The organism is Luteibacter rhizovicinus, from assembly GCF_004342265.1.
In the GTDB taxonomy this organism is placed as follows: domain Bacteria; phylum Pseudomonadota; class Gammaproteobacteria; order Xanthomonadales; family Rhodanobacteraceae; genus Luteibacter; species Luteibacter rhizovicinus_B.
The window spans coordinates 148,662-172,314 of the sequence record NZ_SMCS01000007.1 but is presented as its reverse complement, the minus strand read 5'-3'; the positions used below and the strand labels follow the sequence as shown (position 1 = coordinate 172,314).

The following is a 23,653-nucleotide window of genomic DNA, read 5'->3' as shown; positions in this document are numbered from 1 at the left end:
TGCGTATGCAGGTTGACAGTATGCCCCCGCGGGATGCCTTACCATGACCACGGGACAACCTTAACGAGGACAAGGCGCATGACCGCAGGACAAGGCAGTTCCGGCAACGTACTGGCCGCGATTTGCAGCTTTTTCATTCCCGGACTCGGACAACTGGTGCAGGGCCGGCCGTTCAAGGCGCTGATCATGTTCGTGCTCGCCGCCGTGCTCTGGATCATCTGGCTGGGCTGGATCATCCACCTCTGGTCGATCATCGACGCGGCGCTCTTCAAACCGCGCGGCTGATCCCACCGGACGCAAGGACGCGTCGCCACATGCTCAACAAACCGTTTCGGATACTGGAACGCCTGATCCTTCCGCCGCGCTGCGTGCTGTGCGGCGACAGCGGCGATGGCGTCGTGGATATGTGCGCCGCGTGCGCCGCACAGCTGCCTCGCAACGATAGTCGTTGCATGCGTTGCGCGTTGCCGCTGGCGTATACCGTCGAGTTGTGCGGTCAGTGCCAGCGTCGTCCGCCGCCGTGGACCGCCGCATGGGTACCCTTCGTCTATGCGTGGCCCCTCGATGTGCTGGAAAGCCGGTTCAAGTTCGGCGGCAGCCTTGCCTGCGGGCGGGTGCTGGCCGGGCGCTGGTGCGAGGCCGCCCCATCCACGGAACGTCCGCAGCTAATCGTCCCCGTTCCCCTGCACACCGCGCGACTGCGTCGTCGCGGCTACAACCAGGCGCTGGAACTCGCGCGTCCGCTGGCTCGTGCGCTCGATCTGCCTTTACGTCACGACCTGCTGGCGCGCCGACGCGCGACCGATGCGCAGACCGAACTCGATGCGGTCGCGCGACGGAAGAACGTGCATGGCGCCTTCCGTCTGCGCGCCGCGCCCGGGGTGGAGCACGTCGCTCTCGTCGACGATGTGATGACCACGGGTGCGACGCTGGCCGAATGCGCGCGCGTCCTGTGCCGGGCTGGCGTGGCGCGCGTCGACGTCTGGGCGCTGGCCCGCGCCCCGTTACCGGGACATTGACCGGTTGACGTAAATCGGATTGCCCAGCAGCAACAGACGACCGTCCGCCGCACGTACATTCGCGCGAATCCAATGAGGTTTGCCATCGGCCGTCCAGTCGACGGTCCGATCGTCGCGCGATCCCTGCACGGCGGTATTCATAGGCGTGGCGAGCGCGCGACCGTTATCGATCAGTTCGACGCGACTGCCCGCGACGCCTTCCGTATGCACGACGAAGCGCAACACCGAGCCCGGCTTCACGGCGACCTCGTCGCCCATCGAGATCGTCTTGCCCGCCGCCACCGTCCGCAGATCCAGCATCCGGTCCGCCGCGCCCTCGATATCCACGAACACATGCCCCGCGCGAATACCGTCCAGTACCGCCGGCATCGACAGATCGCCGGCGCGTACGACGGTCGTCGGTGTACCGATCGATCCGGCATCGTGGCTATCGCTGCCGCCGATCGCCGTCGGACGATGGCCCGCATCCAGTTGGGCCTCCCAGAAAGGAATGCCCGAACTCGCGCCACCCACGTCAGAACCGTTCACGGCCTCCACGGCCTGGATGCGATCCATGTCGACGGGACGCTCGGGCGTCCAGCCGCAGCCCATGCAGGTCTCGTCATTGGGACGCTTCGGATGATTGATCGAAATGAGACCGCCTGCCTTCGCGACATCGCCGAGCAAGGCATTCCAGTCGGGAACTGCCGCGCTGCCGACGCGAAAATCCACGGGACGGGACACGCCGAACAGATTCGCATGACCCTGAAACGTTGTGATTTCGCGTGCGGGCATCAGCAGCATCCGGTCGAAGTACGGTTGCAGCTCGCGCATCTCCGACACTTGCGACATGGTGTTGTGATCGCTGATGGCGATGAAGTCGAGACCGCGCTGGGCGGCCTTCGCCACCGTCAGGAACAGCGGGCAAGGCACTTTCGCCGCGCCGCTTTGCGTGGGGCAGCCGCCATCGCTATGCGCCGTATGCATGTGCAGATCGCCGCGATACCAGCCTGCCTCGCGGCGTAGCGGAGGCGTCAGCGGATCGGCTGGGCCCCATGGTTCATGGGTATCCGTGCCGAACCATACGCGTGCCGTATACGTGGCATGGGACGGGGGCCGGATATTCGGGATACCCAGCAACAGCGTCCAGCGCCCGGCACGAATCGCGCCGGGCAGGAACGATGCGGTCGCATCCGTCGCCGACACGGTGAAGACGCGTTTGCTTCCGCCGCTCCAGCCGCGGAAGCCGTCCTGTCCGGCGAAACCGCCCGGCCCCAGCAATCCGATGTCGATCGTGGTGCGCTCGTCGCGCCCGGTGTAGTCGACATCGATCGTGATGCGGGACGTGCCTTCGGGTACGTCGAACGGCACCTCGCGATACGTCCGGTTGTCCTTGCCGGAAAGCTCGCCATGAAGCACCGCATCGGGTCGCACCTCAGCATGAATGCTCATGCTGGCGAACCCGATAAGAGCGATACAGAACCAGTGTTTCATGGTCATCCCCATAAGCACATCTCCAATTAGAACCGGTACATCGCGGCGAGACGGAACGAGCGACCCAGCAGCGGCCGGGCGATGAATGTGTTCGCGCCCGCATCGGAGCTCGCCAATTCACCGGCGCGCGGATTGCCTTCGGTCAGGCCAAGCGAGTTGGTGATGTTGTCGGCATAGAGGAACAGCGACAGTTGCTGGGTGGCGTCGTAGCGCGCGCTGGCACCGATCACGTTATACGCGGGCAGAACGACGGAATTCGCGGTATCGACGTAGCGCTTGCCTTCATGCTCGAACGACACCTGCAATCGCAGCTTTCCGTCCATCAGGTTCACGCCGGGAACGATGCGGTAGCTGACCTTCGGTACGCGGATCAGCTGATTGTCCTGGTAGTCGCGAAGGACCGGATTCCCGGCGACGACTTCCGTATAACGCAACCCCTTGTACTCCGGTTGCTGCAGCGTCGCGTTGAACTGCACGTCGAACAGGCTCGACGGATACAGCGTGCCTTCCAGTTCCAGGCCGTACGTCTTCGTATCCGCGTAGCCTGTCTGTGCAGTCGATGCGCTGCCATTCAGATTGAATACGTAGTTGCTGAAGGAAACATTGTTGTACTTGGTGTAGAACGCCGTCGCATACAGATCCGCAAAGCGGTCGCTGTACTTCCAGCCCGCCTCGGCGAGTTTCATCGTCTGGATAATGGGCGTTGCCGTCGGGCTCGTGATGTACGAGCTCAGGCTCGGCAGGCGGAATGTCGGCGTGTAGCGGGCGAAGATGCCCTGGTGCCCGTCGAACTGATAGTTCGCGCCAAGGGTCCAGCCGAGCTTGTCGAAGCTCTGGTCGTAGTGAACGAACTGGCCATTGCCCGTGAGGATGGTCGACGTTGCGAACGTTCCCTGATTCACCGTCTGCTTGAGTTCGGTATTGCCCGCGACATTCACTTTTTCCCAGCGCGCGCCGCCGTCGATGCGCAGCTTGTCGGTGACCTGCCATTCGTCCGAAAGGTAGAATGCGTTCGTCGTCGACGTGCCGCTGGCGTGTTCCCACTCGTAGCCGTAACGGTAGACGCCATGGTCGGTAAGCGTGCCGACGGGGCGGCCATTCGCGTCGACCGCGACCAGGTCGAGCAGCTGCGCATTGTCCTTTGCATCCATCAGGACGCTCGATGAATAACGGTCGAAATCCTGATTGAAGCGCGCGTAGTAATAGCCAAACGTGACGTCGTGCGACTGCCCGCCGATGTCGAATTTGCGCAGCACGCGCGTATCGTTGATGAACTCGTCCACCGGCATCGTCACGCCGCGCAGGCCGCCGACGACGACCAGACCGTTGCCGTTCTGGTTGGCGTTGTTGTAGATCTGCGATGGATTGTCGACGTAGCGCAGTTGATAGCCCGTCGCACCCGGATACCCCGAGAGGTATTTGTTCTGCGCCGCCAGAAACGACGTCGCGCTTTGCAGCGTGTTCGGAAATACGCCGTTACGCTGGGTGTCGGTCGTGCTGTAACGCATGCTTTCGGCAAGCTTCCAGTCGCCGCCAAGGTCGTGATCGAACTTGAACGTCAGCTGCGTGCGCTTGACGTGGGTACCTTCGCTGTTGTCGAAGTTGTACAGGCTTCCGTCGCCTTCCTTCATCATGACGTGCTGGGTATCGGGGCCGGCCAGCGTGCCGTAATTGCCGTTGAAACCGGGCACGGGACGAATATCGCCGCTGGCATTCGTCCGCATGGGAATGCCGAGGTAGAGCGCGACCTTGTCGTCCATATGCTTCACATCGAAGCTGACATGGCCGCCATCGAGATCGCGCGACAGATTCGCGCGAAGCTGCCCGCCCTTGTTCGCGTCGAAGCCCGGGCTGCGTACGCCGTTATCCTGCCGCCAGAACCCACCCACGCCGAGCTTCCAGCCGCCGCCGACCGGCGTGCCGTACCAGAAGTCGAGCCGGTTCAACGAATAATTGCCGACGGTGTATTTGATCAGTCCATCGGGCGTATCGCCGACCTGGCGAGGAATGAAATTGATCGCGCCGGCCGGGGCATTCGAATAGAACACCGACGAGGGACCGCCGCGAACCACTTCGATCCGCTCGATGGTTTCGTCCAGGCGGAACGCCTGGTCGGCGTTGAGATAACCCAGCGCCGGGTCGTGCTGTACGGGGATGCCGTCTTCGAGCAGGTTTACCGAGCCGTAACCGTCGACGGGAATGCCGCGCGCCCGGATATTGCCACTGGCTTCGCCGCCGGACGATTCCACCCAGAAGCCGGGCACCGACTTCATCGCTTCCGTGACGCTCGTGGGCGCCTGCATGCGTAACCGGTCTTCGTCGATCGTGGTGACCGAGTAGCTGGTTTCCGCCTTGGTACGGGTTTCGGTGCCGGAGCGCGCCGTCACCACGACGTTGTCCATGTCCGTGGTTTTCTTTTCCGGCGCGCTGTCCTGCGCGAAAGCGGGAAAGGCCAGGGCAAACGCGAACGGGCTTACGAGCGCCATGCGCACGGCACGGCGAAGCAGGATGGTATGCATGTCGGGTCAGTCGGTTCCGGGGAACCGACATGTTGGTTTTTGGTTGTGACGCGACGACTCAGTGTGGATGACCACGGGGTTTCAATCGTGAAAATTCACGATGTCTTTGTCATCGGCATGCAACAAGGTGGATTAAAGTGCGAGCGCGATCACAATGCCGACCCAGAGCGCGAGGCCTAGCCAGTTGTTATTGCGGAAGGCGGTCAGGCACGCCTCGCGTGCGCGCCCGCGCATGATCCATTGCTGCCACGCGAACAGTCCCGCTGCGGCGAGCAGGGCAATCCAGTAAGGCCAGCCCAGTGCCGCGCGCGTGCCGACCAGCAGCATCGTGACGAGGAACGTCCCCATGAGAATGCCGATAATCGCGAGATCCGCGTCGCCGAACAGGATCGCGGTCGACTTCGCGCCGACCTTGATATCGTCGTCGCGATCGACCATCGCGTATTCCGTGTCGTAGATCACCGACCAGATGATGTTTCCGATAAACAGCAGCCAGGCCTGCGGCGGGACGTGGTTGGTCACGGCGGCGAACGCCATCGGAATGGACCAGCCGAATGCCGCGCCCAGCACGACCTGGGGCAGGTGCGTGTAGCGCTTGGTGAACGGATAGATCGCCGCCAGCGCCGCGCCGGCGAAGGAGAGCAGGATCGTCAGCTTGTTGGTGAACAGCACCAGCACGAAGGACAGGACGAGCAGCGATGCGAAGACGATCAATGCCTCGCGCGGGGTGACGCGACCGGAAGCAATGGGCCTCCCCGCCGTGCGCGCCACCTGTGGATCGAGTTTGCGGTCGGCATAGTCGTTGATCGCGCAGCCCGCCGCACGCATGGCGAAAACGCCGATGGTGAAAATGAAGAGCGGTCCCACGGGCGGGAAGTCTTTCGCGGCGAGCCATAGTGCCCACCAGGTCGGCCACAACAGGAGCAGCGCCCCCACGGGGCGATCCATGCGCGTGAGTACCAGGTAGGCGTGGGCTTTCTCGCGCAGGTGCGGCGGGAGTGGACGGAGCAGCCAGTCCAGCGTCTTCTCGGCTCGCGTCGAAGCATCGGCTGGCCGCGTCTGGCGCGCGGGCGCGGCAATGGGGCGGCGCTTGGCCGTTGTCGCGGGCGCCTTGGGGCGGCTGGAAGGTTTGCGGGGCGTCGGGCTCATCGGCCCAGTTTAGCCGACCGGTCCCGTCCGGCGTTTGCGAGGTCGGTCACACGCCTTTTTGTAGGAGCGCGCTTGCGCGCGAAAGCCAACGGAGCGGTGAAGCTGTGGGTAGCATCCGCAGCCCGTAAATCGGGCTCGCGAAGGTGAGCATCGGTCTTCCTCGCCTTGTTGGCTTTCGCGCGCAAGCGCGCTCCTGCAAGTCAGGTCTCGCGCTGGTTACTGGTGTAACGGTAGGTAATTGGCTTCTTCTTCAGGATCGTCGAGCGCAAGCGGCTCGGGGTCCGCTTCGCGTGCCGGTCGGTAGCTGCCGGGTCGCCGGATCTCGCTGTCGGGGCGTTGTTTGCCGGGTTCGGCGAACGGTGGACCGGGACTGGTTGGATTGGTGGGCATGTTCGGTTCCTCCCTCGCGCAGGGACAAGCTCAGGTTCCTACAGGAAGGGTGAAGCTATCGATAAGGTGCGGTGAAACGCATTGCATGCCAGTGGCGACGCCTGAGGTCATCCGGGATTTAGACGTCCATTTCTTCCATGGTTTTCCGGACGCCATCCTTGGCCAGCTTGTCCACATATCCCAGATAGCGCCTCACGAAATCGGCATTTGCGGCTGGCAGCGGCCCCAGTAATTCGACGCTTCCGATCAGCGCCATCGGCGATCCGCTGTCGATCAGCGGCTGGATCAGGCGCATCGCATTCGGCTCGCGCAGGGGATAGGTCTGACCATGGTCGTCGCGACCGACACGTACATACCGGTCGAATGCGGCCAACAGAAACGCGATCCGGTCCGCATCGTGTCCGTGCTCGAGACACGCATTCAGCGTCGGCTGGATGAAGCCCGGAATCTTCGAGCCGCCGTCCAGGCATAACCGATCGAGCTGATCGGCAATCGAGGGATTCTCGAAACGTTCCAGCAGCGTCCGTTTATAGCTTTCGAGCTCCATGCCGGGCAACGAGCGGAGCCAGACACCCGCATCCTTGTCGAGAAAAGACTTCAGATACCCGTGGAACAACGGGTCGGAGACGGCGACATCCACGCGTCGATGTCCCGACAGGAACGCCGGATACGACAGCATCTGATGCGATCCGTTGAGCAGCCGGATCTTGGCTTCCTCATACGGTGTGACGTCTTCGACCACTTGCACGCCATGACGCTCCCATGCCGGGCGTCCGAGCGGAAAACGATCCTCGAGTACCCACTGGATGAAGTCTTCGCAAACGACGGGTGCCCTGTCGTCGAGGCCCGTTGCCGCGTTGAGTTCGTCGCGGCGCTCCGGCGTGGTTGCGGGGGTGATGCGGTCGACCATCGCATTCGGAAAATTCACTTCGCGCTCGATCCACGCGGCAAGCTCCTTCGAGCGCGCGGCGGCGAATGCAAGGCAGGCGCGACGTGCCTGGTCGCCGTTGTGGCGCAGGTTGTCGCAGGACATCACGGTGAATGGTGCCATGCCGGCCGCGCGGCGCCGTTCCAGTGCGCCAACGATGAAACCGAAAACGCCGCGCGGATCGTCCGGATGGGCCAGGTCGTGTACGACGGTTTCCTCGTCGAGCCGGAACGTGCCGTGCTCGTCGATGAGATAGCCACCTTCCGTGATGGTCAGCGACACGATGCATATCGACGCATCGGCAAGCCGGTCCAGCACGCGCGACGGTGCATCGGGTGCATAGAGATACTCGATCATGGCGCCAACGACGTGACTGACACGCCCGCCCGTGGGGTCGTACTCGGTAACCGAGTAAAGACCATCCTGCGAGGTCAGCGCTTCCGCGAGCGGTCGATCGTGCTCCAGCAGATTGATGCCGAGAATGCCCCAGCCGTGCTGGTCCGTATCGGCCAGGCAACGCTCGGTATACATCGCAAGGTGTGCCCGATGAAATGCACCGACGCCGATATGAGCGATGCCGGGCCTTACATCGGCACGACGATAGGCGGGCGCGATAACGCCATCGGGCAGACGATCGAGTGTGCTGTCGCTCAGCTTCACGGACATGTGGATTTCACGGATGGTGGATGGCGACGCCTTTGGCGTCGAACAGATGCGCGTGCGTGGTATCGAGGCGTACGCAGACGCCGCGTCCGGCGCCCCGCTCGAAATCGCCCTCAGCTCGCACGGTCAGCGTGCCGATCGATGGAATATCCACATACGCATAGGTTTCGCTGCCGAGCCGTTCGACGACGGTCAGCTTGCCGTCGAGGCGCACGCCCGGTCGCGCATCGTCACCCTCGCAGATGACAAGGTGCTCAGGCCGGATACCCAGCGTCGCTCCACTACCGGCATCGAGTCCGGCAGGTAGCGCCACCGCCGCGCCATTGGCCAGCGTGTAACCGCCGTTAGCCGTCGTCAGTGGCAGGAAATTCATCTGCGGCATGCCGAGGAAGCCGGCTACGAATCGATTGACCGGTCTTCTGTACAGATCCAGTGGCGATCCGACCTGCTCGATGCGGCCTTCATTGAATACCGCGACCTTATCGGCCAGCGTCATCGCTTCGACCTGATCGTGGGTCACGTACACCATCGTGGCGTTGAGTTCCTGATGCAGTCGCGCGATCTCAAGACGCGTCTGCACGCGCAGCGCGGCATCCAGATTGGAGAGCGGCTCGTCGAACAGGAACACGCGTGGCTCGCGCACGATGGCGCGACCGATGGCGACGCGCTGTCGCTGACCGCCCGAGAGCGCGGCGGGTTTGCGGTCAAGCAGCGGTTCGAGCGCAAGGATCTTCGCGGCCTTGCCCACCTTCGCATCGATGGTGGCGTTATCGGCCTTCGCGAGCTTCAGCGCGAACGACATGTTGTCGCGCACCGTCATATGCGGATAAAGCGCATAGGACTGGAAAACCATGGCCAGATCGCGGCGCACCGCCGGAAGATCCGTGATGTCGTCCTCGTCGAGGAGGATCTGGCCCTCGTCGACGTCTTCCAGCCCGGCGATCAGGCGAAGCAGGGTCGACTTTCCACAGCCGGACGGTCCGAGGAATACGCAGAACTCGCGATTTTCCACGACCAGGTCGACACCCTTGATGATGTCGGTGCCGTCGAACGATTTGCGCAGCGAGCGAATGACGAGGCGAGACATGGCAACTCCTACTTGACTGCGCCGAAGGTGAGGCCGCGAACGAGCTGGCGCTGGGACAGCCAGCCAAGCACCAGGATGGGCGCGCAGGCGAGGGTCGATACAGCGGAAAGTTTGGCCCAGAAAAGGCCTTCGGGACTCGAGAACGAAGCTACCAGCGCCGACAGCGGCGCGGCGTTGCTCGTCGTGAGGTTGAGCGACCAGAACGATTCGTTCCAAGAAAGGATGAGGCAGAGCAGCGCTGTCGACGCCAGTCCACCGCGACTGATGGGAATCAGCACGCGCGACATCGTCTTCCACGTCCCCGCGCCGTCCATGCGCGCCGCCTCGAGGATATCGATGGGTATGTCGCGGAAATAGGTGTAGATCATCCACACCATGATCGGCAGGTTGATCAGCGCGAAAATCACGATCAACGCGGTACGCGAGTCCAGCATGTTGAGGTCGCGGCAGATCAGGTAGATTGGCACCAATACGCCGACACCCGGAAGCATCTTCGTCGACAGCATCCAGAGCAGGATGTTTTTCGTGCGCAGGGTCGGGTGGTAAGCGAAGGCGAACGCGGCAGGCACGGCTACCAGCATGCCGAGTATCGTCGCGCCACCGGCGGTAACGATCGAGTTCCACGCGTAATGCAGATAGTTCGCGCGCTTTAGTATCTGTTCGTAATTTTCCAGCGTGGGTGCGAATACGAAATGCGGCGGCATGCTAAACGCGTCCAGCTCCGTCTTGAAGCTCGTCAGCAGCATCCACAGGATCGGAAAGAACACGATCAGACCGACGAGCCAGGAAGCGATGGCGCGAACAGTGCGGGCGAGGCGGCGTGTGGGTTTCTTTGCCATGGTCGGATCCTCTTAGCGCGCGGTCAGCGACTTGCCGATGAGGCGGATCAGGAAGATCGCCATGATGTTGGCCAGTACCACGGCCACCAGTCCGCCGGCCGAAGCCGCGCCGACATCGAATTCGACCAGCGCCTGGGTATAGACGAGGAACGGAACGTTCGTCGTCGCATCGCCCGGGCCGCCGTTGGTCGTGACGAAGATCTCGGCGAACACGTTGAGCAGGAAGATCGCCTCGATCATCACCACGACGGCGATGGGGCGGGCAAGATGCGGGAGCGTGAGGTGGCGGAAGATCGCGACGCTGCGCGCGCCGTCCATCTGCGCGGCTTCTTTCTGTTCGCGGTCCATCGATTGCAGCGCGGTGACGAAGATCAGGATGGCGAAGGGAAGCCATTCCCATGCGACGACGACAATCACCGAAAGCAGGGGCCAGTCCGCGAACCAGTTCACCGGCGTCAGTCCGAACAGCCTCCATAGCCAGGCGAGGAAGCCCGAGACGGGATTCATCAGCAGGTTTTTCCAGACCAGTGCGGCGACCGTTGGCATGATGAAGAACGGCGAGATCAGGAGCATGCGGACGATGCCCTGTCCGGGGAAGTGATCGTCGACCAGTACGCTGATAAGCACGCCGCCGACCACGGTAATCACGAGCACGCTGCCGACGAGCAGGATCGTGTTGAGCACGCTGGTCCAGAAACTCGGATACGTAAAGAAGTACGCGAAGTTCTCGAGTCCGACGAACGACGATTTGTTCGGGTAGAGCAGGTTGAAGTACTGAGTCGAGAAGTACAGCGTCATCGCCAGCGGGACGATCATCCATACCAGCAGCATGACGATCGCGGGTTGCGCGAGCAGCCGTTCGGAACGCTTGCGACGATGCGTACTCATGGCTGCGCCTCCTTCTTGGGAACGACTGGCGCGTCGTAGTAACCCGCGCGCTTCATCGTGCGATTCACCGCGTTCTGCGAGGTATGCAGTACGTCGTCCACGTTGCCTCGCCCGGCCAGCGCCCCGGCCACGAGACGGCCGACAAGGCTGGCGACGGCCTGAAATTCGGGGATGGAGACGATCTGGATGCCCTTGTATGGCACGGGCAGCAGCGTCGGATGCGCGGGATCGACGGCGCGCAGCGAATCGTAGGTGACCTGCGCGAAAGGGGCCGCTTTCAGGTATGCCTGGGATGCATAGGTCGACTCGCGTGTACCCGGCGGCGTGGCCGCTTCGCCGTAGCGTGCCGCGACCAGTTCCAGATACTCGCGCGACGTTGCCCAGAGAATGAAGTCGCGCGCCGCATCGGTCTGCTTCGAACTGGCGGGAATCGCCAGCGACCATACCCATAGCCAAGCCGATCCGCGGTCGGTTACCTGATGCGGTGCCCGCGCGTAGCCTACCTTGCCAGCGACGCGGCTTTCCTTCGGATCGGAAACCGTGCCGCCGCCGACGCTGGCATCGACCCACATTGCGCATCGGCCCGCCGCGAACAGCGCGAGATTCTCATTGAATCCGTTGTCGCTGGGGCCGGGCGGGCCATATTTCGAAAGCAGGCCGACGTAGAAATTGACCGCCTGGTGCCACGGCGGCGTATCGATCTGCGGCCGCCATTGTTCGTCGAACCAGCGGCCGCCGTAGCTGTTTACGATGGTCCCGAGCAAGGCCATGTTCTCGCCCCAGCCGGCCTTGCCACGCAGGCAGATGCCGTACATACCATGCTCGGGATCGTGCAGCTTCGCGGCGAAGTCGCGCATCTGATCCCATGTAGGCGAGGGCGGCATGGTCAGGCCGTGCTGCGCGAACAGGTCGCTGCGGTAGTAGGTGATGCTGGCCTCGGCGTAGAACGGCACGGCATACAGATGTTTGTCGACGGTTAGTTGCTCGCGCACATTCGCGAAGATGTCGTTGACGTCATAACTCGCGGGTAGATTGTCCAGCGGCTGCAGCCAGTGTTGCGCGCCCCAGAGCGGCGCCTCATAGGCACCGATGGTGACGACGTCGAACTGCCCACCGTGCGTGGCGATATCGGTCGTGAGGCGCTGCCGTAGCGTGTTCTCTTCGAGGACGACCCAGTTCAGGTGTACGCCGGCATGCGACTTCTCGTATTCGGAAGAGAGCGCCTGCATGCGCACCATGTCGGCGTTGTTGACGGTGCCTATCGTCAGTGTGGTGTCGGCGAGCGCGGGCGCGGCGATACCGGATGCCGTGGCGATCGATGCCGCCAGCACGAACGAACTCAGCCTGTTCCGTAGGTCGTTCATCGATACCTCCATAACGCCAGCCGTCCGACACGGGACGTCCGTCTTTATAGAGGCGCGCGCCGCACGCTCACCAATACATGCGGTATTCGTTTGACTCGCAAATGCGTACTTTTTTGCACGAGCGTGTGCGGTACAACGCCATTATGCGGCTACGCAGCATGGATTATTGGCAAGAAAGTATGCGACTTAACCTGCTTTGATTCCGCAGTGCGTCATGTCTCGCGCGACATGTTCCGATGACGCAACCGATATTCGCGCGGCGTGCTTCCGGTCATCGCGAGGAAACGGCGATTGAAGTTCGACAGATTGCTGAAGCCGACCTCGTAACAAATGTCGGTGATGTGGGCCTCGGATTCGGCCAGGCGCGCGCAGGCACGTTGCACGCGGGTCTGGTTCACGTAGTCGATGAACCGGTAGCCCGTATGCTGGTGGAAGAATCGCGAGAACGCACTTCCCGACATGTCGAGAAGACGGGCGATTGTTTGCAGCGAAATGTCGCTGGCGTAATTGTTATCGATGTAGTTGACGGCACGGTGCAACCGTAACGATTGACCGGGATCGGAACTGGCCTGGAAAGGGCGACTGCTTAGCGGTCGCCGTGTCGTGTCTTCCGCGAGCGCTTCGACAAGTTCGAAGAAACTGGCGATGCGACGCAGGCCCGGATGGTCCGCCACGCGCTTGAACAGCGGCTCGAGCCGGCGTCCGAGTTCCGAAGAAAAGACGAGACCGTAGCGCGCTTCATTCAGAAGCAACGACGCGATGTGTGGCGCGGACGGATAAAACTCAATGCAGCGATGGACGAACGATTCCGGAAACAGGATCACGCGGTCTCGTAGCGCTATCGGTTCGCATGAAGGATCCGTGATCCAGTTGTGCGGAACATTAGGGCCGGTGAGCACCAGCGTGTAAGGACAGAAAGGCCCTTCATGATCGCCCACGTACGCAGTGCCATGCGTGGCGACGATCAGATGGAGTTCGTATGCCGGATGGTAGTGCCAGCGGATAAGCCGGCTACGCGAGCCATGTTCCAGATAGTGGATCGACGGCCCGTCCGAAAGGCCAAGCAGGTCCTGCTCGGGTCCGAGCGCCGTGGTATCGGCGAGTGGCGGCGGCAGGATCTGGGTGGCGCGGCGGTTCATGTCCCGAGCGTAGCCCTCGCCGGGGTACCTGTCATGCCGCGACCGCAGCACCGGTTGAGGTAGGGTGACGAAGGCCCCATTCCCCACGTTTCGAACAAGGAGTTTCCATGAAAATTCTCATCGTCGGTGCGGGCGGTACATTGGGTCATGCCGTAGTGGCCGAGCTTGGCCAGCGTCACGAAATCGTTTCGGCGGGCCGCCAGAGCGGCGACCTTCGCGTCGATATTGCCGATCCGGCCAGCGTGCGCGCCCTGTTCGAGAAGACGGGCCCGCTGGACGCCATCGTATGTGCCGCCGGCAGCGTGCACTTCGGTCCGCTGGATACGTTCACCGAAGAACAGTTCGCCCGTGGCATCAACGACAAGCTGATGGGACAGGTGCGGCTGGTGCGGGAAGGCGTCGCGCATCTCCGCGATGGCGGTTCCTTCACGCTTATCACCGGCATTCTTACCGATCAACCTATCGTGCAGGGTGTTTCGGCAAGCATGGTCAACGGTGCGGTGGAGGCATTCGTTCGCGCCGCCGCCATCGAACTGCCGCGCGGTATCCGCATCAACGCGGTCAGCCCGACGATACTGACCGAATCGATGGGAAGCTACGGGCCGTACTTCCGTGGTTTCGAGCCGGTACCGGCGGCACGTGCGGCGCTGGCGTTCAGTCGCAGTGTCGAAGGTGCGGAGACGGGGCGGGTCTACAAAATCCACTGATCACCTGCGCCTCGTTGTAGGAGCCCGCTTGCGGGCGAAAGCCAACAGGGCGAGGAAGACGGATGCTCACCTCCGCGAGCCCGATCTATGGGCTGCGGATGTCACGCATGGCATCTCCGCTCCGTTGGCTTTCGCCCGCAAGCGGGCTCCTACGCAGAGGGTGTTACACCACGGCTACCGAAGCACGCTCGAGCGCCGCGATGCCGCTGCGCGCGTGATCGCTCACTTCGCCGATTCTGGCGAAGGCATCCAGACACCGGTCCACCTCATCCGGGCGGCCGGTGAACTCGACAAGCGTATTCGTGCCATGCCGCTCCAGCACACGTGCCCCATGCTGGGCGATGCAGGCATCGATGCGATCATGCGCACCATCCACGCGGGCTACGAGCAATTCGCGCTCGACATGCTCCCGCCGCGTGAGTTCGGCGATATCGATCACGTCCACCAGTTTGCGCGACTGCTTGATGATCTGGTCGACCACGCCGTCGTCGCCGAAGATGACCAGCGTAAGCCGCGACACTTCGGCATCCGGCGTTGCCGCCACGGTCAGTGATTCGATGTTGTAGCCGCGCGACGCAAACAGCCCCGCCACGCGTGCCAATGCGCCGGCTTCGTTCTGCAACAGAATGGAAATCAGGTGGCGCATTCAGAACATCCCTGTCGGTTCGGCGGTATCGGCCACCGCTTCCGAACGGCTGGCAATCCAGTCGCCCGTGATCATCTGCGCATAGGTCGCGCCCGGTCCCACCATGGGATACACGCCCGCATCGGGATCGATGACGACTTCCAGAAACGCCGGCCCGGCGAAAGCCAGGAAATCCGCCACGGTCTCGTCGATTCGCGCGGGATCGTCCAGGCGACGGGCCCATTCGAATCCATCCGCCTGCGCGGCGCGAACGAAGTCTTTCTTGTGCAGGCTCTTGTCCGATGCCGAGAAGCGCCCCTTGAAGAACAGCTTCTGCCACTGCCGAACCATGCCGTCGCCAGCGTTGTTCAGCACGACGACCTTCACCGGAAGACCATACGTCGTGACGGTTTCCAGCTCGCCGATATTCATGCGGATGCTGGCGTCGCCATCGATATCGATCACGGTCAGGTCGCGTCGCGCGAACTGCGCGCCGATAGCCGCGGGCAGGCCAAAGCCCATCGTTCCCATCGAGCCGGAGGTCAGCCAGCGTCGTGGCTCGCGGAAATCGAAATACTGCGCGGACCACATCTGGTGCTGTCCGACGCCCGTCGTGATGATGGCGCGGCCGTCGGTGATGCGGTTGATCGCCTCGATCACGGCGTACGGCTGGATGAGGTCTCCGTCGCGCTGGTAGTTGAGCGCATGGGTTTTCTTCAGTGCGGCAATATGCTTGTGCCACGCATCGTAGCGACCGTCTTCGCGCGGACGGAATCCCTGTCGCTGGCCATAGCGAAGCAGACGCTGAAGGGCGCCGTCGAGGTGGCCGATATGATGCCAGTCCACCTGTTTCACCTTGCCTATTTCAGCAGGGTCGATATCGATCTGCGCGATCGTCTTCGCCCGTGGCGCGAACTCGGCCGGCACGCCGACCACGCGATCGTCGAAGCGCGCGCCCAGTGCAAACACGAAATCGCAGTCGTCCATGGCGTAATTCGCGTAAGCCGTGCCATGCATGCCGAGCATGTGCAGCGCGAGCGGATCGGTGGTGTCGAATCCACCGATACCCATCAGGGTCGTGGTGACGGGAATACCGAACGTCCGTGCGAACGCGCGCAAGGCATCCGCCGCGCCGGCGGAGATGATGCCGCCACCCGCGTAGATCAGCGGACGCTCGGCGCGACCCAGCGCGGCGAAGAACGCGGCGCAGTGGGCATCGTCGATCGTTGCGTCCTGCACCGTGCGCAGTCGCGCCCGGTAGCCGCGCACCGGCAGTTCGCGATTACCCTGGAAGATCAGCGGCGCGTTCTGCACGTCTTTCGGAATATCGATGACGACAGGGCCGGGACGTCCGCTGCGCGCGATATGAAAAGCCGTGCGTAGCGTCGCTTCCAGCGAGGAGGCGTCGGTGACAAGGAACACATGCTTGGCGCACGCGCCCATGATCGTGGTGATCGGCGCTTCCTGGAATGCGTCCGTGCCGATCGCCGCGGTCGGTACCTGACCGCAGATCACGATCAGCGGCACCGAGTCGGCCATGGAATCGCGCACGGGAGTGACGGCATTGGTTGCGCCGGGACCCGAGGTGACCAATGCCACGCCGACCTGTCCCGATGCGCGGGCATAGCCGGCGGCCATGAAACACGCGCCCTGTTCGTTGGCGGGCACGATAAGTGGCAGCGGCTCGCTGCCGTCGTCGCGTGGATTGCTTTCGTTGTAACGAAAGACGGCGTCGTATACCGGAAGGATCGCGCCGCCGGAATAGCCGAACAGCACGTCGAGGCCCTCGTCGGCCAGCACCTGAACAACGATGTCGGCACCTGTCATGGCCTGTCCGGCCAAGGGGTGGGAAGAGGGCCGGCTAATGTCGCCGATGGAATCCAGTTGCGCATTCACTCAAAGAATCCTTGCGTATCGCCGGTCTGGCCGGCGGCCTGTTGAAGAAGATCCAGTGCTTCTTGCAGACGCCGGCGGTCGCGCTCCGACCGCCGGCATGACACTGCTTACTCGGCTGCCTTGGCCGGCTCGACCGCCGTGGCTTCCGGGCGTGCCGCCTGCAGCCACGGCATGCGTGCGCGCAGACGGGCGCCGACCTGCTCGATCGGGTGCTCGAGGTCGCGCTGCTTGAATGCCTTGTAGTTGGGCAAGCCGGCCTTGTATTCGGCCGTCCATTCGCGGGCGAAGGTGCCATCCTGAATGTCCTTCAGAACGCCCTTCATGCGCTCCTTCACACCGTCGTCGATCACGCGGGGGCCGCGCGTGTAGTCGCCGTACTGGGCCGTTTCGGAGACGAATTCCAGCATGCGCGCGATGCCGCCTTCGTAGAACAGGTCGACGATCAGCTTCAGTTCGTGCATGACTTCGTAGTACGCGATCTCCGGGCGGTAACCCGCTTCGACCAGCGTTTCGAAACCCTTGATGACCAGTTCGCTCGCGCCGCCGCACAGCACGGCCTGTTCGCCGAACAGATCGGTTTCGGTCTCTTCCTTGAAGTCGGTCTGAATCAGCATGGCGCGCGCGCCGCCGATGCCGGCCGCGTAAGACGTCGCTTTTTCTTCCGCGTTACCCGTCGCGTCCTGGTGGACGGCGAACAGGCAGGGCACGCCACGGCCGATTTCATATTCGCGACGAACCAGCGCGCCCGGTCCCTTCGGAGCGACCAGCACGACATCGATGTCCTTGCGTGGTTCGATCTGACCGAAATGCACGTTGAAGCCATGCGCGAACAGCAGTGCGGCGCCGGGCTTGATGTTCGGCTCGATGGATTCGCGATAGAGCTGGGGCTGGACCATGTCGGGCGTCAGTACCGCAATCAGGTCGGCGCCGCGAACGGCTTCGGAAGGTTCGGCGACCGCAAAGCCGTCGAGATAGGCGCGATTCCACGAGGGGCCGCCGGGGCGCAGGCCCACGACGACGTCGAGGCCGGAATCCTTCAGGTTCAGTGCATGCGCGCGGCCCTGGCTGCCATAGCCGAGGACGGCGATGCGGGCGTTCTGCAGCGGGGCAATGGTGGCTTGTTTCTCGGTCACGTCGTTTTCTCCAGGTGCGAAGGGTGTGCGCGATGCGCGCGGAGTTCGGATGGATCAGTTGCCGATCAGGGCTTGGGTCAGGTCGTCGGCGGAATCTTCTTGTTTGCGGCGCGTTGGCGGTGCGATGTCTTCGTCGTCTTCGAAGGCCTGCGTCACCGCGCCTTCGGCGGCCGAGCCCACCAGCCGCGCGTACTTGGCCAGTACGCCCCGGGTGACTTTCGGCGGTGCGGGACGCCAGCTGGCGCGGCGTGCGGTGAGGTCGGCATCGGTGCGCAGTTCGCGCGTACCGGCATCGATGAAGATCGCATCGCCTTCGCGGAGCAGGGCGATGGGGCCGCCGCGAGCCGCTTCGGGTGCGATGTGACCGACCATGAAACCGTGGGTCGCGCCGCTGAAACGTCCATCGGTGATCAGCGCGACGTCGTTACCCAGACCGCGTCCGACCAGCGCCGCCGTCACGGCCAGCATTTCACGCATGCCCGGTCCGCCTGCGGGACCTTCGTTGCGGATGACCATGACGTCGCCCGAACGGATCTTGCCCGCCTGCACGGCGGCGAAAGCTTCTTCCTCGCTTTCGAACACGCGTGCCGGACCCGCATGACTCAGGCGGCCATGGCCTGCCAGTTTGAGGATGCAGCCTTCGGGCGAGAGATTGCCGTACAGAATGCTGTAGCCGCCGCGTGGCTTCAGGGCATGCGCCATATCGCGCACGACCTGCTGTCCCTCGGTCGCCGCGGGTGCGGCGTCCAGTTCGGCGAACAGCGAGCGACCGGTGACGGTGGGCGTATCGGTCAGCATGCCGGCCGTGCGCAGTTCGCGCGCGACGATCGCCGTGCCGCCGGCGGCGGTCAGTTCCACGGCGCTGTAACGGCCGCCGGGCTTCAGGTCCGCAATGACCGGAGTCTTCGCGGATGCGGGTTCGAAGTCTTCGATCGTCAACGGTACGCGTGCCTCGTGGGCAATCGCGAGAAGGTGCAGCACCGCGTTGGTCGAACCCGCCGTTGCCGCGACCATGCGCGCCGCGTTATGGAATGCGGCGGGCGTCAGGACATCGCTCGGGCGGCGATTTTCATTCAGGCATTCCATCGCCAGCTCGCCGCAACGATGCGCCGCCGCCAGCTTTTCCGGAGCGGTCGCGGGAATATCGTTGAGGCCGACGGGGGAAAGACCCAGCGTCGTCAGCACCATGGCCATCGTGTTGGCGGTGAACTGACCGCCGCAGGCACCGGCGCCGGGGCAGGCATGACGTTCCACGTCTTCCAGTTCGGCGTCGTCGATCTTGCCGGCACCATGCGCGCCGACCGCTTCGAACACTTCCTGCACGGTGATCGGACAACCGTTGTGATTGCCGTGCGCGATGCTGCCGCCGTAAAGCGCGACACCGGGGATATTCAGGCGCGCTAGCGCCATGGCCGCGGCGGGAATCGTCTTGTCGCAACCGCACAGAACGACCATCGCATCGAGACAGTGGCCGTCGACGGCCAGCTCGATCGAGTCAGTGATCAGCTCGCGGCTGACCAGCGAAGCGCGCATGCCCGACGTACCCATGGCGATACCGTCGGTGACCGCGATGGTGTTGAACTCGACCGGCGTGCCGCCCGCGGCGCGCACGCCATTGGCGGCCGCTTCGGCCAGTTCGCGCAGGTTGAGGTTGCACGGCGAGACATTGGACCAGCTGTGCACGATGGCGACCATCGGCCGCGCGATGGCCTCGTCGTCCAGGCCGGTGGCACGCAGCATGGCGCGGGCGGGCGCACGGTCGGGACCGGTCTTGATCGCATCGCTACGCAGCGTGCGGATGGGGATCTTCTTCTCGTTCATGCGGCCTCCGCCTTTGCTTCACAGGCATCCAGCACCGCGCGGGTAACCGCGTGCGTGGTCGCATCGCCGCCGAGGTCGCGCGTGAGGTTGCCGTTTTCCATGACGTAGTCGACAGCGGCTTCCACCGTGTCTGCTTCGGTGGAGAGTCCCAGCGAATGACGCAGCAGCATCGCGACGCTGAGAATCGTGCCCAGTGGATTGGCTAGCGCCTTGCCCGCGATATCCGGCGCGGAGCCATGGATCGGCTCGTAGACGCCCGCGCCCGGGCCGCCCAGCGATGCCGACGGCGACAGGCCCAGCGATCCGGCCAGCACCGACGCTTCGTCGGTCAGGATGTCGCCGAACATGTTCTCGGTCACGATCACGTCGTAATCGGCGGGACGGGTCAGCAGGTGCATCGCCATCGAGTCCACCAACTGGTGTTCGAGTTCGACATCCGGATAGTCCGCGGCGATACGCGTGGCGACGGAACGCCACAGGCGCGAGGTCTCCAGCACATTGGCCTTGTCCACCGACGTGACTTTCTTCCGGCGCGTACGCGCCAGATCGAAGGCATGCCGCATGACGCGCTCGATCTCGCCCACGGTGTAGCGGCACTCGTCGGTCGCCGCATCGTCCGTGCGCGTCTTCGCGCCAAAATAGATGCCGCCCGTGAGTTCGCGAATGAAGACCAGGTCGACGCCCTTCGTGCGCTCCGGTTTCAACGGCGACAGCGCCGCCGCGCGCGGATGCAGTTTCAGCGGTCGCACGTTCGCGAATACGCCGAGCAGTTTGCGCATGGCCAGCAGGCCTTGCTCAGGACGTACGGGCGCGTTGGGATCGGACCACTTCGGGCCGCCGACCGCACCAAGCAGAATCGCGTCCGCGGCCAGGCACGCTTCGCGCGTGGCGGGCGGCAGCGGGTCGCCGAAGCGGTCGATGGCGTCGCCGCCGATCGCGTGCTCGGTGAAGGTGAAATCGTGGCCGAAACGTTCGGCGATCTGGCGCAGTACGGCGACGCCGGCGGAGGCGACTTCCGGACCGATGCCGTCGCCGGGCAATACGACGATCGAGGCTTTCATGCGGCTTGCTCCATGCGTGTTTCGTATGCGCTGATGGCTTCTTCCTGTTGGCTCAGGAAACCCAGCTGGTCCACACCGTTCAGCAGGCAATGCCGTGCGAAGGCGTCCAGATCGAAATGGATGTTGCCGCCGTCGGGCAGGCGGATCGTGCCTTCGGCGACGTCGATGCGCAGTTCGATGCCGGGGTTCTCGATCAGCCAGCGATGCTCCGGTTCGCTCACCACGATGGCGAGCAGGCCGTTCTTGAGCGCGTTGCCACGAAAGATGTCCGCGATTTCGCTGGAGATCACCGCGCGGATGCCGTAGTCCAGCAGCGCCCACGGCGCATGCTCGCGCGACGAGCCGCAGCCGAAGTTGTGGCCGGCAACGATGATGGCGCAGCCGCGCGACACGGGCTGGTTCAGCACGAAGGCCGGGTTATCGCTGCCGTCGGCGGCGTAACGCCAGTCCTCGAAGCAATGCTTGCCCAGACCCGTGCGTTCCGTCGTCGTCAGGAATCGCGCGGGGATGATGCGGTCGGTGTCGATGTTTTCGTTCGCCAGAACCGCCGTGCGCGAATGCACGTAGGCGAGCGGTTGGGTGGTCTTGCTCATGCGGCGGCTTCCTGTTCGATATATTCGCGAGGATCGGCGACACGACCCGCGATGGCGGATGCGGCGGCGACCAGCGGACTGGCGAGTACGGTTCGCGCCCCCTTGCCCTGACGACCCTCGAAATTCCGGTTGCTGGTGGACACGACAAGCTGGCCCGGTTGGGCGAGATCGCCGTTCATGGCGATGCACATCGAGCAGCCCGGCTCGCGCCACTCGGCACCGGCATCGCGGAACACCTGGTGCAGGCCTTCGCTTTCCGCATCGCGCCGCACCTGTTCGGAGCCGGGAACCACCAGCATGCGGACGCCGGCCGCCACCTGGCGACCGCGCATGATCTGAGCGGCCGCGCGCAGATCGGACAGGCGCGCGTTCGTGCAGCTGCCAATGAAGACGACGTCGACCGCTTCGCCGGCCATGGGTTTGCCCGCCGTGACCTTCATGTAATCGAGTGCGCGCTGCTCCAGTGCATCGGCAGCCGCGGGCACGGGCGCGTTGATCGCAACGACCATGCCCGGGTGCGTGCCGTAGGTGACGCTGGGCTGGATCGTCGATGCGTCGATGCGGACTTCGCTGTCGTAGCGAGCGCCCGCATCCGTGGTCAGCGTGCGCCACTGCGCGACGGCGCGATTCCATGCTTCGCCCTTCGGCACACGCTCGCGGCCTTCCAGCCATTCGAATGTCGTGTCGTCCGGTGCGATCAGTCCGGCGCGTGCGCCAGCTTCGATCGACATGTTGCAGACCGTCATGCGCTCTTCCATCGACAGCGCGCGAACGGCTTCGCCGGTGTACTCGATGACATAACCGGTGCCGCCGCCGATGCCGATGCGACCGATGATGTGCAGGATCAGATCCTTCGCGGTGACGCCCGGCTGCAATGCGCCGTCGACGCGGATGGCCAGCGACTTAGGCTTGCGCTGAAGCAGGCATTGCGTGGCCAGCACGTGGCCGACTTCGGTCGTGCCGATACCGAAGGCCAACGCGCCGAACGCGCCGTGCGTCGCGGTGTGGCTGTCGCCGCAGACGATCGTCATGCCCGGCTGCGTGGCGCCGACTTCGGGACCGGCCACATGCACGATGCCGCGATTCGGGCTGTCCCAACCCATCAGGTCGATGCCGAAGTCGACGACGTTCTTTTCCAGCATCGCGACCTGGGCTTCCGCTTCGGGCGTGTAATACGGGCGCTTGCCGTTCGCATCGGGCGGCAGCGTGGGCGTGGAATGATCCAGCGTCGCCAGCGTGCGGTCGCGGCGGCGAACGCTCAGGCCGCGCGAACGCAGTTCGTCGAATGCCTGCGGCGAGGTGACTTCGTGCACCAGGTGCAGATCGATATACAGCACACCCGGTGTCGTCGCGCTTTCGGCGACGACCTGGTGCGAATCCCACAGCTTGTCGAACAGGGTACGGGCGCTCATGCGGCGACCCTCCCGGCGGCGACGTCGTTCTCGATGGGCGTCAGCCAACCCCATTTGTCTTCCGTGCGTCCATCGAACAGGCCGAAGAAGTCCTGCTGGATCTGACGCGTGATCGGTCCGGGCTTACCCGAGCCCACGGGCTTGCGGTCGACCGAACGCACGGCCGTGACTTCGGCGGCCGTGCCGGTCATGAATACTTCGTCCGCGAAATACAGCATTTCGCGCGGCAGCGCCTGCTCGATGACGTCGATGCCGCGCTCGCGGGCAAGCGTCAGCACGCTGTCCCGGGTAATGCCGCAGAGAATGCTCGCGGCGGACGGCGGCGTGTACAGCTTGCCGTTCCGGACCACGAACAGGTTTTCGCCAGCGCCTTCGCTCAGCAAGCCATCGGTGCCCAGCGCGATGCCTTCGGCGTAACCGCCGTTGATGGCTTCGCGGGCGATGAGCTGGCTATTCAGATAGTTGCCACCGGCCTTGGCGCCGCTGGGGAAGGTATTCGGGGCGGCGCGATTCCACGACGACACGCAGACGTCGACGCCATTCTCGATCGCATCGGCACCGTGGTAAGCGCCCCAGGGCAGGGCGATAATCGCGACGTCGACGGCGGTATCCAGCGGCGGAGCCAGGCTGAAAGTGAAGCCGCTGCGGTAAACGATCGGGCGCACATAGGCCGATTCCAGACCGTTCGCGGCGATCACTTCGCGGCAGGCACGGTTGATCGCGTCCGCGTCGTATGGGATGGTCAGGTCGTAAACGCGCGCGGAATTGAACAGACGCTCGGTATGTTCTTCCAGGCGGAAATAGCGCGGGCCGTCGGGCGTCGAATAGACGCGCACGCCTTCGAACACCGACGAGCCGTAGTGCAGCGCGTGGGCGCCCACATGCACGGTCGCCTCGTGCCATGCCTTGATGCGGCCGTTGTGCCAGAGATGAGTCGGGGCTTGCAT

At 63.7% G+C, this 23,653-nt stretch carries 21 protein-coding genes; 3 read left to right on the top strand and 18 right to left on the bottom strand.

What is annotated here, in order from left to right:
• The first annotated feature begins 78 nt into the window (after positions 1-78).
• Positions 79-285 (top strand): hypothetical protein, encoded by a 207-nt coding sequence (locus EC912_RS16215; RefSeq protein WP_132145980.1) that lies wholly within the window; start codon positions 79-81, stop codon positions 283-285.
• 29 nt (positions 286-314) lie between these two features.
• Positions 315-1,019, top strand: coding sequence for a ComF family protein (locus EC912_RS16210; RefSeq protein ID WP_132145978.1), 705 nt, complete (start codon positions 315-317; stop codon positions 1,017-1,019).
• Here the strand turns inward: EC912_RS16210 and EC912_RS16205 are convergent.
• The 10 genes from EC912_RS16205 to EC912_RS16165 form a co-directional block, all read right to left on the bottom strand.
• A complete protein-coding gene (locus EC912_RS16205) occupies positions 1,005-2,492 on the bottom strand; it encodes a CehA/McbA family metallohydrolase (protein WP_132145976.1) in 1,488 nt (495 codons plus the stop codon). The two genes, EC912_RS16210 and EC912_RS16205, sit on opposite strands and share 15 nt — an antisense overlap.
• Positions 2,493-2,518: 26 nt before the next feature.
• Positions 2,519-5,011, bottom strand: coding sequence for a TonB-dependent receptor (locus EC912_RS16200; protein WP_243649324.1), 2,493 nt, complete (start codon positions 5,009-5,011; stop codon positions 2,519-2,521).
• A gap of 132 nt (positions 5,012-5,143) precedes the next feature.
• Positions 5,144-6,160 (bottom strand): 4-hydroxybenzoate octaprenyltransferase, encoded by a 1,017-nt coding sequence (gene ubiA, locus EC912_RS16195; RefSeq protein WP_132145974.1) that lies wholly within the window; start codon positions 6,158-6,160, stop codon positions 5,144-5,146.
• Between the two features lie 216 nt (positions 6,161-6,376).
• Positions 6,377-6,550, bottom strand: a complete 174-nt coding sequence (locus EC912_RS19465; RefSeq protein WP_165973643.1) for a hypothetical protein — start codon at positions 6,548-6,550, stop codon at positions 6,377-6,379.
• Between the two features lie 118 nt (positions 6,551-6,668).
• Positions 6,669-8,144 (bottom strand): mannitol dehydrogenase family protein, encoded by a 1,476-nt coding sequence (locus tag EC912_RS16190; protein ID WP_132145972.1) that lies wholly within the window; start codon positions 8,142-8,144, stop codon positions 6,669-6,671.
• A 7-nt stretch (positions 8,145-8,151) separates the two neighbouring features.
• A complete protein-coding gene (locus tag EC912_RS16185) occupies positions 8,152-9,228 on the bottom strand; it encodes an ABC transporter ATP-binding protein (RefSeq protein WP_132145970.1) in 1,077 nt (358 codons plus the stop codon).
• Between the two features lie 8 nt (positions 9,229-9,236).
• The gene (locus EC912_RS16180) at positions 9,237-10,067 is read right to left on the bottom strand and encodes a carbohydrate ABC transporter permease (RefSeq protein ID WP_132145968.1); all 831 of its coding nucleotides are present in this window, start codon (positions 10,065-10,067) and stop codon (positions 9,237-9,239) included.
• Positions 10,068-10,079: 12 nt separating this feature from the next.
• On the bottom strand, positions 10,080-10,955 hold the full coding sequence (locus EC912_RS16175) for a carbohydrate ABC transporter permease (protein ID WP_132145966.1): 876 nt from the start codon (positions 10,953-10,955) through the stop codon (positions 10,080-10,082).
• Positions 10,952-12,319 (bottom strand): ABC transporter substrate-binding protein, encoded by a 1,368-nt coding sequence (locus EC912_RS16170; protein WP_132145964.1) that lies wholly within the window; start codon positions 12,317-12,319, stop codon positions 10,952-10,954. The genes EC912_RS16175 and EC912_RS16170 overlap by 4 nt, the downstream gene beginning before the upstream one ends.
• Positions 12,320-12,531: 212 nt before the next feature.
• Positions 12,532-13,458 (bottom strand): helix-turn-helix domain-containing protein, encoded by a 927-nt coding sequence (locus tag EC912_RS16165; protein ID WP_132145962.1) that lies wholly within the window; start codon positions 13,456-13,458, stop codon positions 12,532-12,534.
• Positions 13,459-13,565: 107 nt separating this feature from the next.
• Between EC912_RS16165 and EC912_RS16160 the strand changes: the two genes are divergently transcribed.
• Entirely contained in the window at positions 13,566-14,165 is a 600-nt protein-coding gene (locus tag EC912_RS16160) for a short chain dehydrogenase (RefSeq protein WP_132145960.1), read from the top strand.
• A 163-nt stretch (positions 14,166-14,328) separates the two neighbouring features.
• Here EC912_RS16160 and ilvN read toward each other — a convergent pair whose 3' ends face one another.
• From ilvN to EC912_RS16120, 8 genes are all read right to left on the bottom strand, one after another.
• Positions 14,329-14,811: an acetolactate synthase small subunit gene (gene ilvN, locus EC912_RS16155; protein WP_132145958.1), complete on the bottom strand. Its 483-nt coding sequence runs from the start codon at positions 14,809-14,811 to the stop codon at positions 14,329-14,331.
• The gene (ilvB, locus tag EC912_RS16150) at positions 14,812-16,617 is read right to left on the bottom strand and encodes a biosynthetic-type acetolactate synthase large subunit (RefSeq protein WP_132145956.1); all 1,806 of its coding nucleotides are present in this window, start codon (positions 16,615-16,617) and stop codon (positions 14,812-14,814) included.
• Positions 16,618-16,793: 176 nt separating this feature from the next.
• On the bottom strand, positions 16,794-17,819 hold the full coding sequence (gene ilvC / locus EC912_RS16145) for a ketol-acid reductoisomerase (RefSeq protein WP_132145954.1): 1,026 nt from the start codon (positions 17,817-17,819) through the stop codon (positions 16,794-16,796).
• Between the two features lie 54 nt (positions 17,820-17,873).
• Positions 17,874-19,610, bottom strand: coding sequence for a dihydroxy-acid dehydratase (gene ilvD, locus EC912_RS16140; RefSeq protein WP_132146049.1), 1,737 nt, complete (start codon positions 19,608-19,610; stop codon positions 17,874-17,876).
• 26 nt (positions 19,611-19,636) lie between these two features.
• Positions 19,637-20,701 (bottom strand): 3-isopropylmalate dehydrogenase, encoded by a 1,065-nt coding sequence (leuB, locus tag EC912_RS16135; protein ID WP_132145952.1) that lies wholly within the window; start codon positions 20,699-20,701, stop codon positions 19,637-19,639.
• On the bottom strand, positions 20,698-21,294 hold the full coding sequence (leuD, locus tag EC912_RS16130) for a 3-isopropylmalate dehydratase small subunit (RefSeq protein ID WP_132145950.1): 597 nt from the start codon (positions 21,292-21,294) through the stop codon (positions 20,698-20,700). Before leuD ends, leuB begins: the two co-directional genes overlap by 4 nt.
• Positions 21,291-22,706, bottom strand: a complete 1,416-nt coding sequence (gene leuC / locus EC912_RS16125; RefSeq protein ID WP_132145948.1) for a 3-isopropylmalate dehydratase large subunit — start codon at positions 22,704-22,706, stop codon at positions 21,291-21,293. Before leuC ends, leuD begins: the two co-directional genes overlap by 4 nt.
• Positions 22,703-23,653 (bottom strand): branched-chain amino acid transaminase, encoded by a 951-nt coding sequence (locus tag EC912_RS16120; protein WP_132145946.1) that lies wholly within the window; start codon positions 23,651-23,653, stop codon positions 22,703-22,705. Before EC912_RS16120 ends, leuC begins: the two co-directional genes overlap by 4 nt.

Coding starts and splice junctions, on each gene's coding strand:
- EC912_RS16215 (WP_132145980.1), top strand. CDS start 79: ATGACCGCAGGACAAGGCAGTTCCGGCAACGTACTGGCCGCGATTTGC.
- EC912_RS16210 (WP_132145978.1), top strand. CDS start 315: ATGCTCAACAAACCGTTTCGGATACTGGAACGCCTGATCCTTCCGCCG.
- EC912_RS16205 (WP_132145976.1), bottom strand. CDS start 2,492: ATGAAACACTGGTTCTGTATCGCTCTTATCGGGTTCGCCAGCATGAGC.
- EC912_RS16200 (WP_243649324.1), bottom strand. CDS start 5,011: ATGCATACCATCCTGCTTCGCCGTGCCGTGCGCATGGCGCTCGTAAGC.
- ubiA (WP_132145974.1), bottom strand. CDS start 6,160: ATGAGCCCGACGCCCCGCAAACCTTCCAGCCGCCCCAAGGCGCCCGCG.
- EC912_RS19465 (WP_165973643.1), bottom strand. CDS start 6,550: ATGCCCACCAATCCAACCAGTCCCGGTCCACCGTTCGCCGAACCCGGC.
- EC912_RS16190 (WP_132145972.1), bottom strand. CDS start 8,144: ATGTCCGTGAAGCTGAGCGACAGCACACTCGATCGTCTGCCCGATGGC.
- EC912_RS16185 (WP_132145970.1), bottom strand. CDS start 9,228: ATGTCTCGCCTCGTCATTCGCTCGCTGCGCAAATCGTTCGACGGCACC.
- EC912_RS16180 (WP_132145968.1), bottom strand. CDS start 10,067: ATGGCAAAGAAACCCACACGCCGCCTCGCCCGCACTGTTCGCGCCATC.
- EC912_RS16175 (WP_132145966.1), bottom strand. CDS start 10,955: ATGAGTACGCATCGTCGCAAGCGTTCCGAACGGCTGCTCGCGCAACCC.
- EC912_RS16170 (WP_132145964.1), bottom strand. CDS start 12,319: ATGAACGACCTACGGAACAGGCTGAGTTCGTTCGTGCTGGCGGCATCG.
- EC912_RS16165 (WP_132145962.1), bottom strand. CDS start 13,458: ATGAACCGCCGCGCCACCCAGATCCTGCCGCCGCCACTCGCCGATACC.
- EC912_RS16160 (WP_132145960.1), top strand. CDS start 13,566: ATGAAAATTCTCATCGTCGGTGCGGGCGGTACATTGGGTCATGCCGTA.
- ilvN (WP_132145958.1), bottom strand. CDS start 14,811: ATGCGCCACCTGATTTCCATTCTGTTGCAGAACGAAGCCGGCGCATTG.
- ilvB (WP_132145956.1), bottom strand. CDS start 16,617: ATGACAGGTGCCGACATCGTTGTTCAGGTGCTGGCCGACGAGGGCCTC.
- leuB (WP_132145952.1), bottom strand. CDS start 20,701: ATGAAAGCCTCGATCGTCGTATTGCCCGGCGACGGCATCGGTCCGGAA.
- leuD (WP_132145950.1), bottom strand. CDS start 21,294: ATGAGCAAGACCACCCAACCGCTCGCCTACGTGCATTCGCGCACGGCG.
- leuC (WP_132145948.1), bottom strand. CDS start 22,706: ATGAGCGCCCGTACCCTGTTCGACAAGCTGTGGGATTCGCACCAGGTC.
- EC912_RS16120 (WP_132145946.1), bottom strand. CDS start 23,653: ATGCAAGCCCCGACTCATCTCTGGCACAACGGCCGCATCAAGGCATGG.